This window comes from Thioclava sp. UBA3469, from assembly GCF_002378135.1.
Classification (GTDB): domain Bacteria; phylum Pseudomonadota; class Alphaproteobacteria; order Rhodobacterales; family Rhodobacteraceae; genus Thioclava; species Thioclava sediminum.
This window is the reverse complement of sequence record NZ_DFRG01000202.1, coordinates 3,861-22,048: the sequence shown is the minus strand read 5'-3', so window position 1 is coordinate 22,048 and position 18,188 is coordinate 3,861. Positions and strand designations below refer to the sequence as shown.

Annotated in this window: 20 protein-coding genes, 1 tRNA gene, 1 other RNA gene and 1 pseudogene; 9 read left to right on the top strand and 14 right to left on the bottom strand. The window is 65.4% G+C overall.

Going from position 1 to position 18,188, the window contains the following annotated elements:
* A tRNA-Ala gene (locus B3D39_RS14630) sits at positions 1-76 on the bottom strand.
* Between the two features lie 86 nt (positions 77-162).
* Positions 163-615: a thioredoxin domain-containing protein gene (locus B3D39_RS14625; protein WP_078539752.1), complete on the bottom strand. Its 453-nt coding sequence runs from the start codon at positions 613-615 to the stop codon at positions 163-165.
* Positions 616-683: 68 nt separating this feature from the next.
* On the opposite strand from B3D39_RS14625, the gene B3D39_RS14620 reads away from it, so the two are divergent.
* Entirely contained in the window at positions 684-860 is a 177-nt protein-coding gene (locus B3D39_RS14620; RefSeq protein WP_158522074.1) for a hypothetical protein, read from the top strand.
* Positions 861-865: 5 nt separating this feature from the next.
* On the opposite strand, the gene B3D39_RS14615 is transcribed toward B3D39_RS14620, so the two are convergent.
* The 6 genes from B3D39_RS14615 to B3D39_RS14590 form a co-directional block, all read right to left on the bottom strand.
* Positions 866-1,999 (bottom strand): zinc ribbon domain-containing protein, encoded by a 1,134-nt coding sequence (locus tag B3D39_RS14615; RefSeq protein WP_274961881.1) that lies wholly within the window; start codon positions 1,997-1,999, stop codon positions 866-868.
* 4 nt (positions 2,000-2,003) lie between these two features.
* Entirely contained in the window at positions 2,004-3,131 is a 1,128-nt protein-coding gene (locus tag B3D39_RS14610; RefSeq protein WP_274961880.1) for an SPFH domain-containing protein, read from the bottom strand.
* Between the two features lie 22 nt (positions 3,132-3,153).
* Positions 3,154-4,113: a DUF2927 domain-containing protein gene (locus B3D39_RS14605; RefSeq protein ID WP_414718011.1), complete on the bottom strand. Its 960-nt coding sequence runs from the start codon at positions 4,111-4,113 to the stop codon at positions 3,154-3,156.
* 5 nt (positions 4,114-4,118) lie between these two features.
* Positions 4,119-5,297: a toxic anion resistance protein gene (locus B3D39_RS14600; RefSeq protein ID WP_078519690.1), complete on the bottom strand. Its 1,179-nt coding sequence runs from the start codon at positions 5,295-5,297 to the stop codon at positions 4,119-4,121.
* A 61-nt stretch (positions 5,298-5,358) separates the two neighbouring features.
* Positions 5,359-6,270 (bottom strand): 5-bromo-4-chloroindolyl phosphate hydrolysis family protein, encoded by a 912-nt coding sequence (locus B3D39_RS14595; protein ID WP_274961879.1) that lies wholly within the window; start codon positions 6,268-6,270, stop codon positions 5,359-5,361.
* 253 nt (positions 6,271-6,523) lie between these two features.
* Positions 6,524-8,185, bottom strand: a complete 1,662-nt coding sequence (locus B3D39_RS14590) for a pseudouridine synthase (protein WP_274961878.1) — start codon at positions 8,183-8,185, stop codon at positions 6,524-6,526.
* Between the two features lie 123 nt (positions 8,186-8,308).
* On the opposite strand from B3D39_RS14590, the gene B3D39_RS14585 reads away from it, so the two are divergent.
* The 5 genes from B3D39_RS14585 to B3D39_RS14565 all read left to right on the top strand — a co-directional run bounded on the left by B3D39_RS14585 (position 8,309) and on the right by B3D39_RS14565 (position 11,483).
* The gene (locus tag B3D39_RS14585; RefSeq protein ID WP_078599482.1) at positions 8,309-8,758 is read left to right on the top strand and encodes a nucleoside deaminase; all 450 of its coding nucleotides are present in this window, start codon (positions 8,309-8,311) and stop codon (positions 8,756-8,758) included.
* A 104-nt stretch (positions 8,759-8,862) separates the two neighbouring features.
* Positions 8,863-9,138, top strand: coding sequence for a peptidase (locus tag B3D39_RS14580; protein ID WP_083079175.1), 276 nt, complete (start codon positions 8,863-8,865; stop codon positions 9,136-9,138).
* Positions 9,139-9,203: 65 nt separating this feature from the next.
* Positions 9,204-9,662 (top strand): PaaI family thioesterase, encoded by a 459-nt coding sequence (locus B3D39_RS14575; protein ID WP_274961877.1) that lies wholly within the window; start codon positions 9,204-9,206, stop codon positions 9,660-9,662.
* The gene (locus tag B3D39_RS14570; RefSeq protein ID WP_075776152.1) at positions 9,659-10,183 is read left to right on the top strand and encodes a PaaI family thioesterase; all 525 of its coding nucleotides are present in this window, start codon (positions 9,659-9,661) and stop codon (positions 10,181-10,183) included. Before B3D39_RS14575 ends, B3D39_RS14570 begins: the two co-directional genes overlap by 4 nt.
* Positions 10,176-11,483, top strand: coding sequence for an MATE family efflux transporter (locus B3D39_RS14565; RefSeq protein ID WP_274961876.1), 1,308 nt, complete (start codon positions 10,176-10,178; stop codon positions 11,481-11,483). Before B3D39_RS14570 ends, B3D39_RS14565 begins: the two co-directional genes overlap by 8 nt.
* A 124-nt stretch (positions 11,484-11,607) precedes the next feature.
* Here B3D39_RS14565 and fumC read toward each other — a convergent pair whose 3' ends face one another.
* From fumC to ssrA, 6 genes and pseudogenes are all read right to left on the bottom strand, one after another.
* On the bottom strand, positions 11,608-13,002 hold the full coding sequence (fumC, locus tag B3D39_RS14560; RefSeq protein ID WP_078523282.1) for a class II fumarate hydratase: 1,395 nt from the start codon (positions 13,000-13,002) through the stop codon (positions 11,608-11,610).
* A gap of 96 nt (positions 13,003-13,098) precedes the next feature.
* Complete coding sequence (locus tag B3D39_RS14555) at positions 13,099-13,197, bottom strand: hypothetical protein (RefSeq protein WP_286789835.1); 99 nt, start codon at positions 13,195-13,197, stop codon at positions 13,099-13,101.
* Between the two features lie 73 nt (positions 13,198-13,270).
* Positions 13,271-13,588, bottom strand: a pseudogene (locus B3D39_RS14550) (ester cyclase); the annotation flags it as partial.
* Positions 13,506-13,970 carry an SspB family protein gene (locus B3D39_RS14545; RefSeq protein WP_078541119.1) on the bottom strand — a complete coding sequence of 155 codons (465 nt, stop codon included), beginning with the start codon at positions 13,968-13,970 and terminating at the stop codon, positions 13,506-13,508. The pseudogene B3D39_RS14550 and the gene B3D39_RS14545, both read right to left, overlap by 83 nt.
* 154 nt (positions 13,971-14,124) lie before the next feature.
* Entirely contained in the window at positions 14,125-14,550 is a 426-nt protein-coding gene (locus B3D39_RS14540) for a nuclear transport factor 2 family protein (RefSeq protein WP_274962273.1), read from the bottom strand.
* 95 nt (positions 14,551-14,645) lie between these two features.
* Positions 14,646-15,001, bottom strand: a transfer-messenger RNA (tmRNA) gene (gene ssrA, locus B3D39_RS14535).
* A gap of 89 nt (positions 15,002-15,090) precedes the next feature.
* On the opposite strand from ssrA, the gene B3D39_RS14530 reads away from it, so the two are divergent.
* From B3D39_RS14530 to B3D39_RS14520, 3 genes are all read left to right on the top strand, one after another.
* On the top strand, positions 15,091-16,662 hold the full coding sequence (locus tag B3D39_RS14530) for a glycosyltransferase family 4 protein (RefSeq protein WP_274962274.1): 1,572 nt from the start codon (positions 15,091-15,093) through the stop codon (positions 16,660-16,662).
* Positions 16,659-17,804, top strand: a complete 1,146-nt coding sequence (locus tag B3D39_RS14525) for a glycosyltransferase (RefSeq protein WP_274962275.1) — start codon at positions 16,659-16,661, stop codon at positions 17,802-17,804. The genes B3D39_RS14530 and B3D39_RS14525 overlap by 4 nt, the downstream gene beginning before the upstream one ends.
* Positions 17,801-18,188: hypothetical protein (locus B3D39_RS14520; RefSeq protein WP_286789834.1), on the top strand; the 388-nt coding region annotated here is incomplete at its 3' end. The genes B3D39_RS14525 and B3D39_RS14520, both read left to right, overlap by 4 nt.

Sequence of the window (18,188 nt, the reverse complement as noted above, 5' to 3'; positions counted from 1 at the left end):
TGGTGGAGCCTAGCGGGATCGAACCGCTGACCTCCTGCATGCCATGCAGGCGCTCTCCCAGCTGAGCTAAGGCCCCGAACCGTGGCGTGGTATGTCGCGCAAGGCGCAGGCGTTGTCAAGCGGCCCGCCCGCGCCGCGCGCGAAAATTTCTGCCGATCCGCGTTATGCGGGCACCGAGATTTTCGACTTCACGAAATTGACCAGATCGCCTGCCGGGCGGGCCCCTGCGGCGCGGGCGACCTCGCGGCCCTTGGCGAACAGGATGAAGGCGGGAATGCCCTGAATCCGGTAGCGCTGGGTCGCGGTGGGGTTCACCTGCGTGTTGATCTTCGCCAGCCGCACATGTGGGGTCAGCTTCTCGGCGGCCATGTTGAACTGCGGCGCCATCGCCTTGCACGGGCCGCACCACGGCGCCCAGAAATCGACCAGCAGCGGCAGATCGTCCTTTTCGGCCTTGGCGAGCGTCTTGAAGTCGACTTCGGTCACCTTGTGCGAGACGAGCCAGCCGCCGCAGGTGCCGCATTTCGGGTTCGCGCCCAGCTTCTCGGCGGGGACGCGGTTTGCCTGCCCGCAATCAAGGCAGGTTACACGGTAGCTTTGAGAGGATTGGGTCATGTCACCCCTCCTTTACATTGGGTTGCAAGATATATCGGGAACCCACTTCGGCTTTGCAAGGAGACGACATGACGCGCTGGAAAGAGCTGAGCCCCGAACGCCAGATGGACCTTCGCGCCGCCTATGACATCGAGATGGCGCGGCAAACCAATACCTGTTCGCTCGACGAGAAGATCGCGCGCTTCGCAGAATGGCTCGCCCCGCAGGGCATCGCCTTCGGGATGGACGATCTCGCGAAAGGCTGACCCGCTCAGCGGCTCTTGAGATAGAACAGCGTCCCCCCGACGATCACCGCAGCGAGGACCGCCAGCGCGATCTTCCACGCAGACCACGGGCGATCCCCACGGACGCGGCCCGTCTGGGCGTTCACGACGAAGCGGTAGGAGCGGCCGCGGAACTTGTAGGCGGCGGTCCAGATCGGCAGCAGGATGTGCTTGAAGGTCTCGGCCGAGAACTGCGGGTCCATCGCGCCGATACGCTGCTCGTCGCCGCCGATATCGCGGCGAATGTCGGTCTGGATAACGCGGATCATCTCGGCCTGCGCGGCGTGATGACCCTCCTGCAGTTGCACGGTGTAGCCCTCGGCGGTGAAGCCCGCGAGATAATCGCGCCGATAGGGTTCGAGCGCTGTCAGGTCCCACGGGCGCAGCGCCTGCACGTAATCGGGCGGCAGCGAGCGCGCGGCATAGATCACCACATCGTCGAAATCGCGCGCCACCTGACCCGAGACCGGCGTCCAGCGGATGCGGCGGACCTGCTCGGTGCGGGGGCCTTTGTCGGTCTGCACCGTGCGCGTGACGTAATAGGCGTCGCCGCGCTGGCCGGAATAGCGCGTCCGGGTCGCGGCATCGAAGGTCCAGAAGGGGGCGTAGATGCCACTCATGCGCCGACCCTTGCGGGCATATTGCGACAGCCCGTTGGGCGCGAACCAGAGCGAGCCGAGCCATTTCGAGAGCGCCGCGCGCGCTTGGTCCTCGGTCAGCTGGAAGGGCAGCACCCCTTGCGGCTTGATCAGCCGCGTCGTGCCCGTATCGACCACCACGGGCGTCGCGCAGAACGGACATTCGGTTGCGTGCTCGCCGTTTTGCAACTCGATCGAGGCACCGCAATTGGGGCAGGAGACGGTGCGGTGCTCCTCCATTTCCTGTGCGGGTAATTCGCGGGTCAGCGCATCGTCGAGCGGCAATTCGCGCAAGCGCGCCTCTCCGCGTCCGGTGGCGGAGGGAATGTCCTGCACATGGCCGCAATGATCGCAGACGAGCCGCGTCTGGCCCGGCGCGAAGCGCAGATCGGCGCCGCAGCTTTCGCAGTGGTAGTGGCTCTCGCCGCGTGGGTCGGCAGGGGCGGCAGCCGCGCTCCGCCCCACTTTCGGGAAACCCAGCATTGGATCAGCTCGCAGCAGGCGGGGGTGGCGGCGGCGCGATGGTGAAGAGCTGCGCCAGTTCGGTCACGTCCTCGGCACGCATCCAGCCATTCTGACCCGGCGTCCAGACGAGACTGTCGCGGGTGAGCGAGCCTTCCGAGACCATACGCCCGAGATGCCCGCGCCCGTACGGGCCCTGCGTTTGCCCATTCACCGCGAGATGCCAGACCTTCTCCACCGGCGGCGGGGGAGGGGGCGGCGGTGCGGCGGCAGCGGGTTGCTGGGCCATCTGCCCCCAGGGCCCCATTTGCTGGCCCATCGCCATGCCCATGCCTGCGCCCATGCCCGCGCCCATCGCGGCGCCCATCCCGGCGGAGGCGCCCGAGCCCGGCTGGCCCATCGCCTCGGCGGCATTGTATTGCATGTATTTGTTCAGATCGCCCACGATCCCCATCGATGTGCGCTTGTCGAGAACCGCCTCCACCGCTTCGGGGAGCGAGACGTTCTCGATGTAGAATTCCGGCAGCTCCAGCCCGTAATTCGCGATGGTGGGCGCGATCGCCTTGGTGATCAGCTTGCCCATGTCGGCGGTGTTTGCGGCCATGTCCAGGATCGGGATGCCCGAGCTGGCGATGGCGCGCGAAAATTCCTGCACGATCACGTTGCGCAGCTGGTAGCTGATCTCGTCCGAGGTAAATTCGCCATCGGTGCCGACGATCTCGGTGAGGAACTTGCCCGGATTGGTGACGCGCATCGAATAGGTGCCAAAAGCGCGGATGCGCACCGGGCCGAATTCCGGGTCGCGCGCCATGACCGGGTTCTTCGTGCCCCATTTGAGGTCGTTGAACCGGGTGGTGTTGACGAAATAGATCTCGGACTGGAAGGGCGATTTGAAGCCATGATCCCAGTGCTGAAGCGTGGTCAGGATGGGCAGGTTGTTCGTCTCCAGCATATAGAGCCCGGGCCCGAAGATATCGGCCAGCTGCCCCTCATGGACGAAGACGGCGGCCTGACCTTCGCGCACGGTCAGCTTCGCGCCGTATTTGATCGCGTGACCCTCGCGCTCGAACCGCCAGACCATCGTGTCGCGGGTGTCGTCGGTCCAGCCGATGACGTCGATGAATTCGCCGGAGAGGAAATCGAGAATGCCCATGGATGCGGTTCCTTCTTGGTTCTCAGCTTGCGCCGCCCAGCAATTCGGAGGCGATGGTGGTGACGATCGGGCGGGCCTCGCGTTCGGTCATGCCGGGCGTCAGGCGCGGGTCGTAAAGCATCTGCAGCAGCAACTCGTCATGCTTGGTCAGCAGCGAGAATTCCTCGTCATCGTTGAAGATCGAGGGCCGCGCGCGCGGATAGTCATTGGCGAGGCCAAGCCCCTGGGCCAGTTCCTCATGGATGCAGCTGGTGCGCAGTTCCGGCGGGTGCTCGCCCCGGATCACCGCGACCGCGTCGGTGTAGATCGGACTATCGCCCTGCGAGAAGGCGAAGACCACGCAATAAGTCGAGAGCGGCAGGTTGGTGATCGCCTCGACCGAGCTGTCATCGATCCCCGGCACCAATTGGCGCAGGCGCGGGCCGATCGCCCGGCGCTCGTCCTCGTTGAGGAACAGGACATGGAAATTGCCGCCTCGGTTCACCACGCTGACCGGATGGCGCGAGGCGCGCGCGAGCTTGCCCGCGTAGGCGCGCACTTCGGCGATATCCGAAGCGCGGTCAGCCTTGGGGATCGAGGCGCCGAAGTCGATATCCATCCGCACCGGCTTGTCCCAGCGCCGCAGGCGCGAGGGGGTCTGACGGGCGACGAACCCGCCACCCTGCGCCGCGTATTCGTCGTAAAGCGCGATATGGACGAAGTCCTGCACCAGTTGCCGCTGGTTGAACGGCGCATCGCGCGGCGCGACATCGGTGCGCAACTGGCCGCGCGCTTCCATCTCGGCTGCGGTCTTGGCGAAATAGGCCGACATCTCCCGCGAGAGCGCGCTTTGCTTGGTAGCGTTCGAGCGATCGAGATCGGTCGGTGCGCTGGGCGGGCGCGCGGTCTTGTCCGGTGCGAGCGGCGAGCCGCCCAAGCCCGGCGCGCAGGCCGAAAGGGCCAGCGCCGCCAGCCCTGCAAGAACCGGAAAGGCCGCACGCATCCGTGTCATCCCGCAGCTCCGCCAGCCTGCGCGGAGGATTTCGCCGCCGACAGGGTGTCGCGCAGCTTGTCTTCCATCTCCACCAGATCATGCTCTGCCGCGGCGCGCTTGCGCTTGCCCTCATCCGCGATGCGCAACGAATCTTCGATCGTGGCGACCAGATCGGCATTTGCCGCCTTCACCGCCTCGATGTCGAAGACGCCGCGCTCCATCTCGGTGCGGATCTCGGCATTGGCTTCGCGCAGGTTCTTGGCATTCGATTTCAGAAGCTCGTTGGTCAGATCATTGGCCTCGCGCACAGCGCCTGCCGCCTCGCGCGAGCGCTGGATCGTGACCGCCTGCGCCAGCTGGGTCTCCCAGAGCGGCACGGTGTTCACGAGCGTCGAGTTGATCTTGGTCACAAGGCTCTTGTCGTTCTCCTGAACCAGCCGGATCGACGGCAGCGACTGCATCGTCACCTGACGGGTCAGTTTCAGATCATGCACCCGGCGCTCCAGATCGTCGCGGGCTGCGCGCAGATCGCGGATTTCCTGCGCCTTGAGCACTTTCTGATCCTCGGACGCGGCTTCCATCGCCGCCTCTTTCGCGGGGATTTCCTCCCTGTCGAGTTGGGCCAGCTTTTCCTCGCCCGCCGCGATATAGAGCGCGAGCTCATCATAGAAATGCAGCGTCTTGTCGTAGAGCATATCGAGCGATTTGATGTCCTTGAGCAGCTTGTGCTCGTGGCTCAGCAACTCGTCGGTGACGCGGTCGATCTGGCCCTGCACCTCTTCGAACCGGGCGATGAAGTTGCCAAACGGCGCGGCGCGGCCCAGCAGCTTTTCCCACCAGCTCCGCTTGCGGCGCACGTCGAGCTCCGAGACCGAGAACCCGCGGATCGTGGTGACGATCTGGCGCAGGCTGTCTCCGGCGGGGCCGACATCCTTGTTCTTGACGCCCGAGAGCATCTCCTGGCTGATCGATTGCAGATCGACCTGCGCGCGCGACCCGAACTGCACGATCGAATTCGAGTCGCCCATGTCCAGCTCGGCCATGCGCTTGCGGATTTCCTCGGCGGTCTCGGGCGGGGCCTGATCGAGCGGCGTCACCGCCTCTGCCGGGCCCGGCTCGGGCAGCAGCGAACCGCTGACACCTTCCACTTCGGTCATCAGCTCGGTTGCCTTTTGGCGGGTCGTCTCGGTCATCTCAGGGCCTCCTTGCGCCTGTCGGGGCAGTTCCCGGTGTCACTCTTCAACTCACGCTTCGTCAATTCTCGCGGGTCGTCGGCACGACCCCTTCGCGCGCCAGCCGGTCGCGCAGCACGTCGATCTCGATCTCCAGCCCCTCGCGGCCATCTTCCAGCATCTTGCGGGTGCGGGCGGTGAAATTCGCTTCCAGATCATCAAGCAGCGCCGCGTAATCGTCGCGTGCCTTGTGATCGCGCGTGTTGCGCCACAGATCGGCGAACTTGATCGTCGCGTCGCGCGCGCCCTCCAGATAAACGGTCATGTAGCGCCGCGCTTGCGCCAGATCGCCGGGATCTTCCTCGACCGCGCGGAACAGATCGCGCGCGGTGGTGGCGAATTGCTCGACGCGGGTGATCAGAACTCGCTCGCCTGAGGGGGTGATCGCCTTGCGCATCTCGGTCAGATAGGCCTCGCCTTCCTTGACCACGCGGGCCACGCGCTCTTGCTGAAACTCGTCGACGCCCTCCATCCCTTTGTCTTTCAGCGGATCGAGACCGAAAGCCACAAGCGAGACCACCGTGCCGATAGCCCCGATCCCGGCCGCGCCGATCATGCCCAGTTCGGGGGCCTGTGCGCCCAATGCGAGACCCAGACCATAGGCGACGGAGCCCAGAATTTTCCGCGGAAAGGCGGGGCGCTTGGCCGAGCTGCGCGCGACATAGGCAAACTCGGCCCGCAGACCCTCGCGGATCGTCCAGGCGGCGCCTGCGATCAGCGCGAAGGCGCCAAGCGCGCGGGCCAGTGCGAAGGGGCCTTCGCCGAAGGCGCCCAGCAGGAAGGGCAGGGCGGCGGCCACGATCCAGAACGGACGGCCTTCTTCGGGGTGGCGGGCATCGGGACGACGATGGGGCGGCACGCTGCGGGGATCGTGCAGGTCGGGCCCGCTGGCCGGGCCTTGGGGCGAGTATTTTCCGCCATAGCGTTGAGCCATCATACGCTCCCGGTGAGCGCGACCGACAGCGTCAGCGCGATCATCAGCCAGAAAGCGATTCTCTTTTGCGCCTCGCGCGACATCGCCAGCCCCTGCCATCGGACGCGAATTTCGACGTCCTCAGGGGAATTTATAAGCAGGCTGGCGGGTCTATGCCAGAGAGACGGTGTGAAATTCGCGTAAACTCGCCGAGGAAAAAGAAGAGGGGAAAACCACGGCGGTTATCCCCTCCCTAAAAGCGCGTTTTCGCCGGTCAGTCGCGATTGCCGCCGCGCGGCTTGCCACCGAAGGGCTTGCCGCCGGGTTTTCCGCCCGGTTTGCCCGAATGCGACTTGAAGCCGCCCGAGCGTGCGGGCCGGTCGCCGCGCGCGTCGCCGTGGGATTTGAACCCGCCCGAGCGCGGCTTGCCGCCCGGCTTTCCGCCATGCGATTTGAAGCCGCCCGAGCGAGGCTTGTCGCCGCCACGGTCGTCACGTCCGCCTTCGTCGCGATCCCGGTTGAAGCGCGCCTTGTCGCCGAACTTCCCGCTGGGCTTGCCGCCGAACTTCCCGCCCGAGCGGTCATCGCGGTCGCGGTTGAAGCTGGGCTTGTCGCCGCGCGGCCCACGATCGGGGCGGTCGCCACGATCTTTCGAGAAACGCGTACCCCGGTCGCCGCGCTCGCCTTCATCGCGATGCGATTTGAACCCACCGGTGCGCGGCTTGCGCGGCCCGTCGCGGAAGGGGCGATCCTCGCGCCCGCCCTCTTCGCGATCCTTGCGGAAACGCGGTTTGTCGTCACGGCCGCCCTCGTCGCGGTCGCGGTTGAAGCGCGGCTTGTCGCCACGCGGCCCGCGATCCGGGCGGTCGCCGCGATCCTTCGAGAAGCGAGGCCCCCGATCGCCGCGCTCGCCCCGATCACCGCGGTCGCCCTCGTCACGATGCGATTTGAAGCCGCCCGTGCGCGGCTTGCGCGGACGATCCTCACGGCCGCCTTCGTCACGATCCTTGCGGAAACGCGGCTTGTCATCACGGCCACCTTCGTCGCGATCCCGCTTGAACCGCGGCTTGTCGCCCCGATCCTTGCGGTCGCCGCGCTCCGGGCGATCCCCACGCTCCTTGCGCTCGGGCTTGGCTTCGCCGCCCACCGGCTTGTCGTCGAGCAACCCGCCAAGCTGATCGCGCAGCATCCTGCGCTTCACTTCCATCACGTCGCCCGCCTTCATGTCCATCAGGCGGAAGGGACCGTAGCTGATCCGGATCAGGCGGTTCACCTGGAAGCCGATCTCGGTCATTGCGCGACGGATTTCGCGGTTGCGGCCTTCGCGGATGCCCACGGTCAGCCACGCATTCGCGCCTTGCTGACGGTCGAGCGAGACCTCCATCGGCAGGAATTCCTCGCCCTCGATGGTGATGCCCTGACGCAGCGGCTCGAAAGATTGCTCGGTCGGGCGGCCATTCACGCGCACGCGGTATTTGCGCAGCCAGCCGGTCTCGGGAAGTTCCAGACGGCGCTTCAACCCGCCATCATTGGTCAAGAGCAGCAGGCCTTCGGAGTTGATGTCGAGGCGGCCCACATTCAGCACGCGCGGCATGCCCTCGGGCATCTCGTCGAAGATCGTGCGGCGGCCCTGTTCGTCCTTCTCAGTGGTGACCAGACCCAGCGGCTTGTAATAGAGCCACAGCCGCGTTTCCTGCGGCGCGTCGATCGGCTTGCCGTCGATGGTGATCTTGTCGGACGCCGCCACGTCGAGCGCGGGCGAGTCGATCTGCTTGCCGTTCACCGCGACCTTGCCGGCGAGGATCATCTTCTCGGCGTCACGGCGCGAGGCGACGCCGGAGCGCGCGATAACCTTGGCGATGCGCTCTTTCGCGCCGGATTTGTCGGCGGATTTCGAAACGGAATTTTCGGGGGAATTTTCGGGAGTGTCGGTCATGTCCGGTTCCTTCTAGGGGAGGGGGCGCGCGAGTCGCTCGGGCGCGAAAGATGGCGATCTACACCTTTCTGCTGCGCGTGGGAAGCGTCTTGATAAGCGCGGATTTGCAAGCGATGAAGAGCCATGGAATTCCGGTCTTTCATGCAACAGGCGCTCGCAGAGGCGCGCGAGGCGGCCAAGCGCGGCGAGGTGCCCGTGGGCGCAGTCGTCGTCTCTCCTGACGGTAGGGTGGTGGCCGCCGCTGGCAACCGCACCCGCGAGCTGGGCGATCCGACCGCCCATGCGGAGATTCTCGCGATGCGCGAGGCCTGCGCGCAGATCGGCTCGGAGCGGCTTCCGGGCTATGACCTCTATGTCACGCTCGAGCCATGCCCGATGTGCGCCTCGGCGATCTCTCAGGCCCGGATCGCGCGGCTTTATTACGGCGCGGCCGATCCGAAATCGGGCGGCGTCGCGCAGGGGCCGCGCGTCTTCTCGCATCCGCAAAGCCACCACGTGCCGGAAATCTACGACGGTATCGGGGCGGCGGAGGCCGAGGCGCTCTTGAAGGATTTCTTCGCCGCGCGCCGCTGAGCGACGCCCGTCTGGACGGATTGCCTTTCCTGTGGCATATCAATCGCATCGCAGGCCCCAAGGGCCGCGACCCCCGACATTGGTATCAGTCAGAAGGAGCGGGCATGCGTCCGGCACTGCGTCTGCGCGAAGGTGGCCTTGCGGCCTATCAGCAAGAGATGAAATGGGTCGCTCTGGCCCTCGGCATCGCCTCGACGATCGCCATCGTGCAGAACTGGTACCCGCTCAATCTCTTTCTCAGCCTGCCGTTCTGCCTGATCTGGGCCTATCACGCGTGGCTGCATACCGAGCGCCAGCTGAAATATCTCAACATCATGTTCACCGGCTTCTACCTTTACGGGATCGCGCGCTATTTCCTTGTGTCGCAGGGGCAGGGCTGAGGCGCGGGTCTTGTAACCCCGTCGGCCAGCGGGGATAGTCGTGCAAGACATTCGGGGATGATTTCATGAGCGACCAGAACGACAAGATACTCGAACAGGCCCGCCAGTTCATCGAGGCGATCCCGCATTCCCGCGCGCTGGGGATGCAGATGGACGAGATCCGCCCCGGCTGCGCGACCCTGTCGATGCCCTATGACACGCGCTTCGTGGGCGATCCGCGCACCGGCGTGATCCATGGCGGCGCGGTCTCGGCGCTGATGGATACCTGCGCAGGCGCCGCCGTAATGAGCCATCCGCAGGCCGGGGCCTCCACCGCGACGCTTGATCTGCGCATCGATTACATGCGGCCCGCGACGCCCGGTCAGCGGATCACCGCGCGGGCCGAATGCTACCACGTCACCCGCTCGGTGGCCTTCGTACGCGCCACCACCCATGACGAGGATGCCGAGCGGCCCGTGGCGACCGCCACCGGCGCCTTCACCGTCTCGCGCCCCGACAAATCCAAATCGGAGGGGCAAGCATGAGCCGTCCCAAGCCCGAACCCGTCCAGCAGGTCAAGCAGCGCCGAGACGGCGCGCTCAAGATGCTCGTCGAGGGCATTCCTTACGCGCAGTTCCTCGGCATCGGTTTCGACCGGCGCGGCGATGAGCTGACCGGCGTTCTGTCCTATGACGACAAGCTGATCGGCAACCCGATGCTGCCCGCGATCCATGGCGGGGTGACGGCGGCCTTTCTCGAGGTCACCGCGATCATCGAACTGAGCTGGTCTTACCTGTGGGACGATATCGAGGCAGGGCGGATCGACTTCGATGCGCTCACGCCGGAGAGCCTGCCGCGGCTGCCCAAGACGATCGATTTCACCGTGGACTATCTGCGCTCCGGCCTGCCGCGCGACGCCTATGCGCGAGCGCGCGTCAACCGCTCGGGGCGGCGTTACGCCAGCGTCCATGTCGAGGCGTGGCAGGACAACCGGACCCGGATTTTCGCGCAGGCGACCGGCCATTTCCTGATGCCCGCGCGGGACGATACCTCCGCCAATGGCTGAGATTACCCATGCGCGGGTCCTGAAGATCGCGCTGCCCATCGTCCTCTCGAACGCCACGATCCCGATCCTCGGCGCGGTCGACACGGCCGTCGTCGGGCAATTGGGCCTGCCCGCGCCCATTGGCGCGGTGGGGATCGGCGCGGTAATCCTGTCCTCGCTCTACTGGATCTTCGGTTTCCTGCGGATGGGAACGACCGGGCTCGTGAGCCAGGCGCATGGGACGGGTGATACTGGCGAGGTCTCCGCCGGGCTGATGCGCGCGCTGATCATTGCAGGCATCGCCGGGCTGAGCCTGATCGTGCTGCAACTCCCGCTGTCCTGGGCCGCGTTCCAACTGGCGCCTGCCAGCGACGAGGTCGAGCGTCTCGCCCGCGGCTACCTGCAGATCCGCATCTGGGGCGCCCCGCTCACGATCTCGCTCTACGCCTTCACCGGCTGGCTCATCGCGTTGGAGCGGACCCGCGGTGTCCTCTTGCTGCAAGTGACGACGAACGCGCTGAACGTGGGGCTGGATCTGTTCTTCGTGCTGGGCCTCGGCTGGGGCGTGCAAGGCGTCGCCGGCGCCACGCTGATCTCCGAGATCAGCGGTGTGGTCCTGGCGCTGTGGCTCTGTCGCGCCGCCTTCGCAGGCGGGCTGTGGCGGGCGCGTGCGATCTTCGACCGGGTGAAATTGGCGACGATGGCGCGGGTGAATACCGACATCATGCTGCGCTCGATCCTGCTGCAGGCGAGCTTCACCTCCTTCCTTTTCCTCGGCGCGGGGCAGGGCGATGTGACGCTCGCGGCCAATCAGGTGCTGCTGCAATTCCTGCAGATCACCGCCTTCGCGCTGGACGGGTTCGCCTTCTCCGCCGAGAGCCTCGTGGGTCAAGCGGTGGGCGCACATTCGGCTGCAAGGCTGCGCCGGGCGAGCATCGTGTCCTCGCAATGGGGCATCGGCGGCGCGCTCGCGCTGGGCGCGGTCTTCCTGCTTGCAGGCCCTGCGATCATCGACCTGATGACCACCGCCCCGAATGTCCGCATCGAGGCGCGCAACTATCTGATCTGGATCGCCGCCGCGCCGCTGATCGGTGGACCGGCCTGGATGCTCGACGGCATCTTCATCGGCGCGACCCTGACGCGCGAGATGCGCAACGCTATGGTGATCTCGGTCGCGATCTACACGGCCGCGCTTTTCGTGCTGATCCCGCTTTTCGGCAATCACGGGCTATGGGCGGGGCTGATGATCCTCAACGCCACGCGCGGCCTGACGATGGCGCGGCTCTACCCCCGCGCCGAGGCGAAAGCGGCAGCGGGGTAGGGGCGCTGCCCCTCTGCCTGCGGCATTCACCCCGGGATATTTGAGCAAGAGCGAAGGGGGCGAGCACCCCGAACGCAAAAGGGCGGCCACCGGGGCCGCCCTTCGTTAATCATGGAAGCTTGGATCAGGCTTTCGGGCCGATCATCTGCTCGGGACGCACGACCTTGTCGAAGGTTTCCTCGTCGACGAAGCCAAGCTTGATCGCTTCTTCCTTCAGCGTGGTCCCGTTTTTATGCGCGGTCTTCGCAACCTTGGTCGCGTTGTCGTAGCCGATGGTCGGCGCGAGCGCGGTGACCAGCATCAGCGACTCGTGCAGCAGCTTCTCGATGCGCGGCTCGTTGGCCTCGATGCCCGCGACCATGTTGTCGGTGAAGGCCGAGGCGCTGTCGCCCAGAAGCTGCATCGACTGCAGCACGTTGTAGCTCATCATCGGGTTGTAGACGTTGAGCTCGAAATGCCCCTGCGAGCCGGCGAAGCCGACGGCGGCGTCATTGCCCATCACATGCGCACAGACCATGGTCAGCGCTTCAGCCTGCGTCGGGTTCACCTTGCCCGGCATGATCGAGGAGCCCGGCTCGTTTTCCGGCAGGATCAGCTCGCCCAGACCGCAGCGCGGGCCCGAGCCCAGCAGCCGGATGTCGTTGGCGATCTTGAAGAGCGAGGCGGCCACGGTCTTCAGCGCGCCCGAGAACATGACCATCGCGTCATGCGCGGCGAGCGCCTCGAACTTGTTCGGCGCGGTGACGAAGGGCAGGTCGGTGATCTCGGCCATGTTCGCCGCGACCGTCTCGGCCCAGCCAACTTGCGTGTTCAGACCGGTGCCGACGGCGGTGCCGCCTTGGGCCAGTTCGTAGATGTCGCCGAGGCAGGCTTCGACGCGTTCGATCCCCTTCTTCACCTGATGGGCGTAGCCGGAGAATTCCTGACCAAGCGTCAGCGGCGTCGCGTCCTGCGTATGCGTACGGCCGATCTTGATGATGTCCTTGAAATCCTCGGACTTGGCTTCAAGCGCCGCGTGCAGCTTGCGCAGACCGGGCAGCAGCACGTCACGCGCCTGCATCGCGATCCCGACATGCATCGCGGTCGGGAAGGTGTCGTTCGAGGATTGCCCCATGTTGCAGTGATCGTTCGGGTGGACCGGGTCTTTCGAGCCCATCTCGCCGCCCAGAATTTCGATCGCGCGGTTCGAGATCACCTCGTTCGCGTTCATGTTCGACTGCGTGCCCGAGCCGGTCTGCCAGACCACCAGCGGGAAGTTGTCGTCGAACTTGCCTTCGATCACTTCGCCCGCAGCCTCGATGATCGCATCGGCGATCTTCGCGTCCATCTTGCCCTGCGCCTTGTTGGCCATCGCACAGGCTTTCTTGATCACGCCGAGGGCGCGGATGATCGGGACGGGCTGGCGCTCCCAGCCGATCGGGAAGTTCATGATCGAGCGCTGCGTCTGCGCGCCCCAATATTTGTCGGCGGGAACTTCAAGCGGGCCGAAGCTGTCGGTTTCGGTGCGGGTCGCGGTCATCTGGGCCTCCATGATTGCGCGCAATCTTTCGCTCGCACTGATAGGGCGCGCGGAGGGATTTTGCAACGGTATACGGAGGTATACTTGGGGTGGCTCTCAGATCTGTGCGGCGATCGCATCCCGGTCGATCAGAGAATGCACCTCGCGGATGCGGCCATCGGTGACGCGATAGAAGACATGTTCGTCGAAGGTCACGCGGCGGCCAGTTCACCGGCAGATCGAAGAGCATTACCACGGGCGTGCAGTCGAAACGCAGCCGGGCGGCGATCACCGGCGGATCGGCCACGAGCGTTTCTGCGCGGAAGTGCAGGTCTGGGATCGCGCGATGGTCACCCTCGAGCATCGCTTGATACCCCGCGAGGCCGAGCGGGCGCGTGTTATGCGTGACCTCCGGATGCACGAACTCACCGAGACGCGCCCAGTCCTGAGCGTTCAAGCAGTCAAGATAGCCGTGATAGAGCGACAGGAGCGTGTCGCGGTCCAGAGGCTCCGAAGCCACCGGGTTACTTGCGGAATTGATCGAGGCTGACGACCTCGGCCTCGCCACGCTCGGCGGGAGCGGCCTCTTCCTCCTCGGCCACCTCATCCTCTTCGATCTCGTCGTCTTCGTCATATTCCTGCGTCTCGAAACGCAGTCCGAATTCGACCGAAGGGTCGACAAAGGTGGTGATCGCATCGAGCGGCACATAGAGCGGCTCGGGCGAATTGCCGAAATTCAGCGTGATCGAGAACCCGTCCTCGCCCACTTCGAAATTGTCATACCAGTTCTGGATGACGATGGTCATTTCCTCGGGATAGCGTTCGCGCAGCCAATCGGCCAACTCGGCATCGGGATGACGGGTGTCGAAAGTGATGAAGAAGTGGTGCTCTCCCGGCAAGCCATTGGCTGCGATGTCGCTCAGCACTGTCTGGATCAGCCCGCGCATCGCGTGATGCATCAGGTTGCCGTAATCAATGGATTGCGTCATGGCCGGGTCCCTTTCTTCTCGGGCTCAGCATAGGGGATTCTTGGCGGGCCGCAAGGCGGGCAGAGCCGCGCGAAGGCTGACGTCGAGGGCATGTGCCGGGCGTGGCGGCATCCGATCTTGCGCAACCTTGGGGAGAACCTCACGGGGGCTGCGCCTATCCCAGCACTTCGCCCGACAGGCAGAGCGCTACGGTGTCGCGCGGCATCATCTCCAACGCCTCGAAAAGCGCGATCACATCGTAATTATTATACGCCTCCACGATCCTGTCGCCGCGAAACCGCATCGTCAGTTGCCCGGTGAATTCCACCGCGCGCGCCGATTGTGCCGATTTTCCCGCGATTTTCAGAAGCGTCCAAAGCCAGTCCTCCGTCTCGACATGGCGCAGTACGGTGATTTCGATGCCATGCAAATGCGCCCGCAGAGCTGGCACCAGCTCGCGAAATTCCTGCGGTCGCAATTCGAGCCCCGGCATCAGCCCATTGGTCTGCGCCTCGGCATCGAACAACCCGTCGACCTCGTCCAGCCGACCTTCGCCCCATACGGCATGGAGCCACGTTTCGATCCTCGCAAGCCGGGACATCGCACCCCTCCGTTTCCCGTCGGTCCTGGGGGCACCATGGCAGGCACGGATTTCAAACCGGTTAACGCCGGTCGCATCGAAACAAGAGGGGGGGAAGTGCAGGATTCTGTTGCAAGGCTCCTGCGGGCCCCGCCTTACGCGGCTAAGCGCAAGGAGTTAAGTTTCGGTTACCCGAGCTGCTTACGCAGCCAGAGCGACCGGAGCACGGTTGTCGTTGGCAACTGTACAAATCGCACCGATAACGGTGGTAGCTCACCGGGACAAAGCAAACATCTTTACACGTTCGTCGATCCTATTTCGGCCCCATTCTCCCCCAACGAGGGTTGATTGGTGGAGCCGCCGGGTACCGCCCCCGGGTCCGATCCGCTTATTTCATGCGCGTTTATGCCCATAGTCCCCGTTGCCGGGAACGTCTTGGAATATAGGGGGAAGATCGGGGGCCTTCAAGGCGTCGCGCGCGCCTGATGTGCATTAACCGGACGTGAACTTGCCGCGCGTTATAGCTCGAGTCGGGCCAAGAACTGGCCACGGAGGGACGCGATGAGCGACAAGTCGATCCTGATCGATCTCAGCACAAGCTATCAGTTCCGCCATTGGCGGCCGATGGGCATCCTGCGGGTGGAGCATGAGGTCTGGCGAGCGTTTGCCGCCCGGTTCGGGGCGCGCGCGGTGCCGGCGATCTATGATGAGGCGCGCGGCGGGTTCTATCGCATCCCGCAGGCGATCTTCGAGGAGGTCATCTTCCGCAATGGCTGTCAGCCGGAGGCGCCTGCGCGCGCTTTGACTGCACCGCGGCGCTGGCGCTCCTGGGCGCGGATCGGACGGTTTCTCTGGCGCGCTCGGCGCAGGATGCGGGCGGTCGGGCAGGGCGGGCAATACGACGAGGCCGAGACCCGCGTGCGCCGCGAGAGCGCCGTGGCGGAGGAATTGCTGCGGTTGAGCGGGGAGGAATATGCCCTGATGCGCCGTGGGTTCGTGGCTCTGGAACGGGTTGCGCCGGGGATCGCACCGCGCATCCGGGCGCTCGATGCGCTCAATCACCGGGCGCATTACGGGCTGGTGCATACGGTCCACGACCAGATCTGCGCGGACCGAAATCGGATCGCGCCGGAAGAGGTGGGCGAGTATGTCTCTGCCGGTGGATTCTGGGGCGATGCGCGCTACCGGGCCGCCTACGAGATGCGGACCGCTCATGGATGGCGGCTGAGCTATTACATCCATGACCTGATCCCGATCCTTTGGGGGCATGTCGCCGAACCCACGACGCGCAAGACCTTTCCGCCCGCGCTGCACTGGATGCTCTGGGGTGTGGATCGGGTCTGGACGAATTCAGAGGTGACGCGGCGCGATCTGCTCGCCCATGCCGCCCGCTGCGGCTATCCCGAGTTGGAGCCAGAGAAAGTGCGCGTCGTGACGCTTGGCGCGGATGCGCTGCGCGAGACCGCGCCCGCCACCGATCTCGCGGGCCTCTTCGCACAGCGCGATCTGGAGCCTGGGGGCTACGTTTTGATGGTCGGCACGCAGGAGCCGCGCAAGAACCATGATTTCGCCTATCGGCTCTGGCGCGAACTGGCTGCGCGCCGCGCGGGCGATATCATGCCGCTGGTCTGGGTCGGACAGCCCGGCTGGTCGATCGGCCCGCTGCTTGAAATGGTGCGCGCGGATCCCGGCTTGCCGCATGGCGCGATCCGCATCCTCGATGATGTCGACGACGTCGAGTTGGAGGCGCTCTATGCTCATTGCCGCTACACGATCTACCCGTCCCATTACGAGGGTTGGGGGCTCCCGGTCGTCGAGTCGCTTTTGCATGGCAAGCCCTGTCTGACTTCGGATGCGCCCGCCTTGATCGAGGCGGCGGAGGGTTGCGCGGAGGCGATCGGGCTCTTCGAGGGCGAGCGATGGCTTGCCCGCCTCGAGGCGCTGATGGAAGACGCGGCGGCCTATCGCGCGGCCTGTGCGCAAGCGGAGCGGTTCACGCCACATCGATGGGCCGATTTTCGAGAGGCGCTCACCGCCGGGTTCGACGCGGCCGGCGATGACATCTCCACGCGCGATCCTGCATGGGCCCAGCAGAGGCGCCAGCCGATCCGCTATCGCGAGGATGCCGCATGAAGATCGCAGCTTTCGGTCATTACCCGATCCACCGCCCGCTGCACGGCGGCCAGCGCCGGGTCGCGGCCATCGCCCGGCAGGCGCGCGCGGCGGGCCACATCTTCCGCTACGTCCCGATCTACTCGACACGCGGCTATCCCGACGGCTCGCCTGACGAGCGCCGCACGGCGGTACCGGAGGCGTTGCTTTCGCGTCTCCACGATCCGCAGCGCCGTGAGGATCTTCATATTTCCGACACGCTCAAAGATCATCCGCTGATCGAAGGGCTGATCAGGGAACTGCGCGATTTCGCCCCCGATGCGGTGCAGTTCGAACATCCGTGGCTCTATCCGCTATTCGCCGAGGCGTTGGACCGCGATCCGGTCCTGCGCCGCGCTCGGCTGATCTATTCCGCACATAATGTCGAGGCCGCGCTGATCGATCCGCATTGGCGGGCGGAGGCTGAGGCGCTCGAGTCCGCACTCGTCGCGACGGCCGCTCTCACCGTTGCGGTCTGTGAGGCCGATGCGCGCCATTTTGCGCGCCTGCCGGGCGCGGCAGAGGTCGTCGTGGCGCCAAACGGCTGCTGGGCGCCCGCTCCCGAAACGGTCCCGTCCGCGCCACTCGATGGACCCTATGCGCTCGTCGCCGGCTCCGCCCATCCCCCGAACGCGCGTGGCTATTGGGCGTCCTTCGGTGAAATTCCCGGCTTTCTGCCACCTTGCAGTCGCCTCGTCGTTGCAGGCGGAATGACCCATTTGATCACCGACGACGACCGCTTTCGGCGGTACGCGCAAATGAACGCGGAATTCGTCGCGCCCCTTGGCGTGGTGGCGGAAGAAACCTTGAGCGGTCTTCTGCATCACGCCCGCGCCATCTGCCTTCCGATCACCGAGGGCGGCGGCACCAATCTCAAGACCGCCGAGGCGCTTATGTCCTGCAAGCCGGTCGTCGCGATGCGCCCCGCAATGCGCGGGTTCGAAGAGGCGGAACGCCTCAGTGGCGTGCATGTCGCAGACGACCCGGTGCAGTTCCGCCGTCTGCTGCGCGATGCCATGACCGGCGGGATAGGCTCGCAGCGCCGCACGGACGAGGTCGCGCAATATGGCTGGCCCGCGCAGCTCGCGCCGTTGATCTCCCGCTATGAAAGTTTCGCCGCATGAAAGATTTGCCCCCGCACCCTGTCGCCTTTGCCGATCCCGACCTCGCCGCACAGATACAGGCCACGCCCGCCGCGATCGACACCTTGTTCCAGGCGTATCTCGGACGGCCCGCGAAAGAGGCGGCGCAGAGCGCGTTGAAGGAGCGGCGCGCGTCCGTCGCCGATGTCGAACGAGAATTGCGGGGATCGGAGGAATATCGCCGCAAGGCGCGGCTGCTGCGCGATCACGATCGCAGCCAATACGACGGCGCGATGCTGTATATCGCACCTGCGCGCGTGGTTTTCTGCCCGATTGCGAAGGTCGCCAATACCTCGGTCAAGGACTGGGCGCTCCGGCTTGTGGGCGACGGGCGGCCCGAACCCGGCATGTCGCATTACTGGCTCG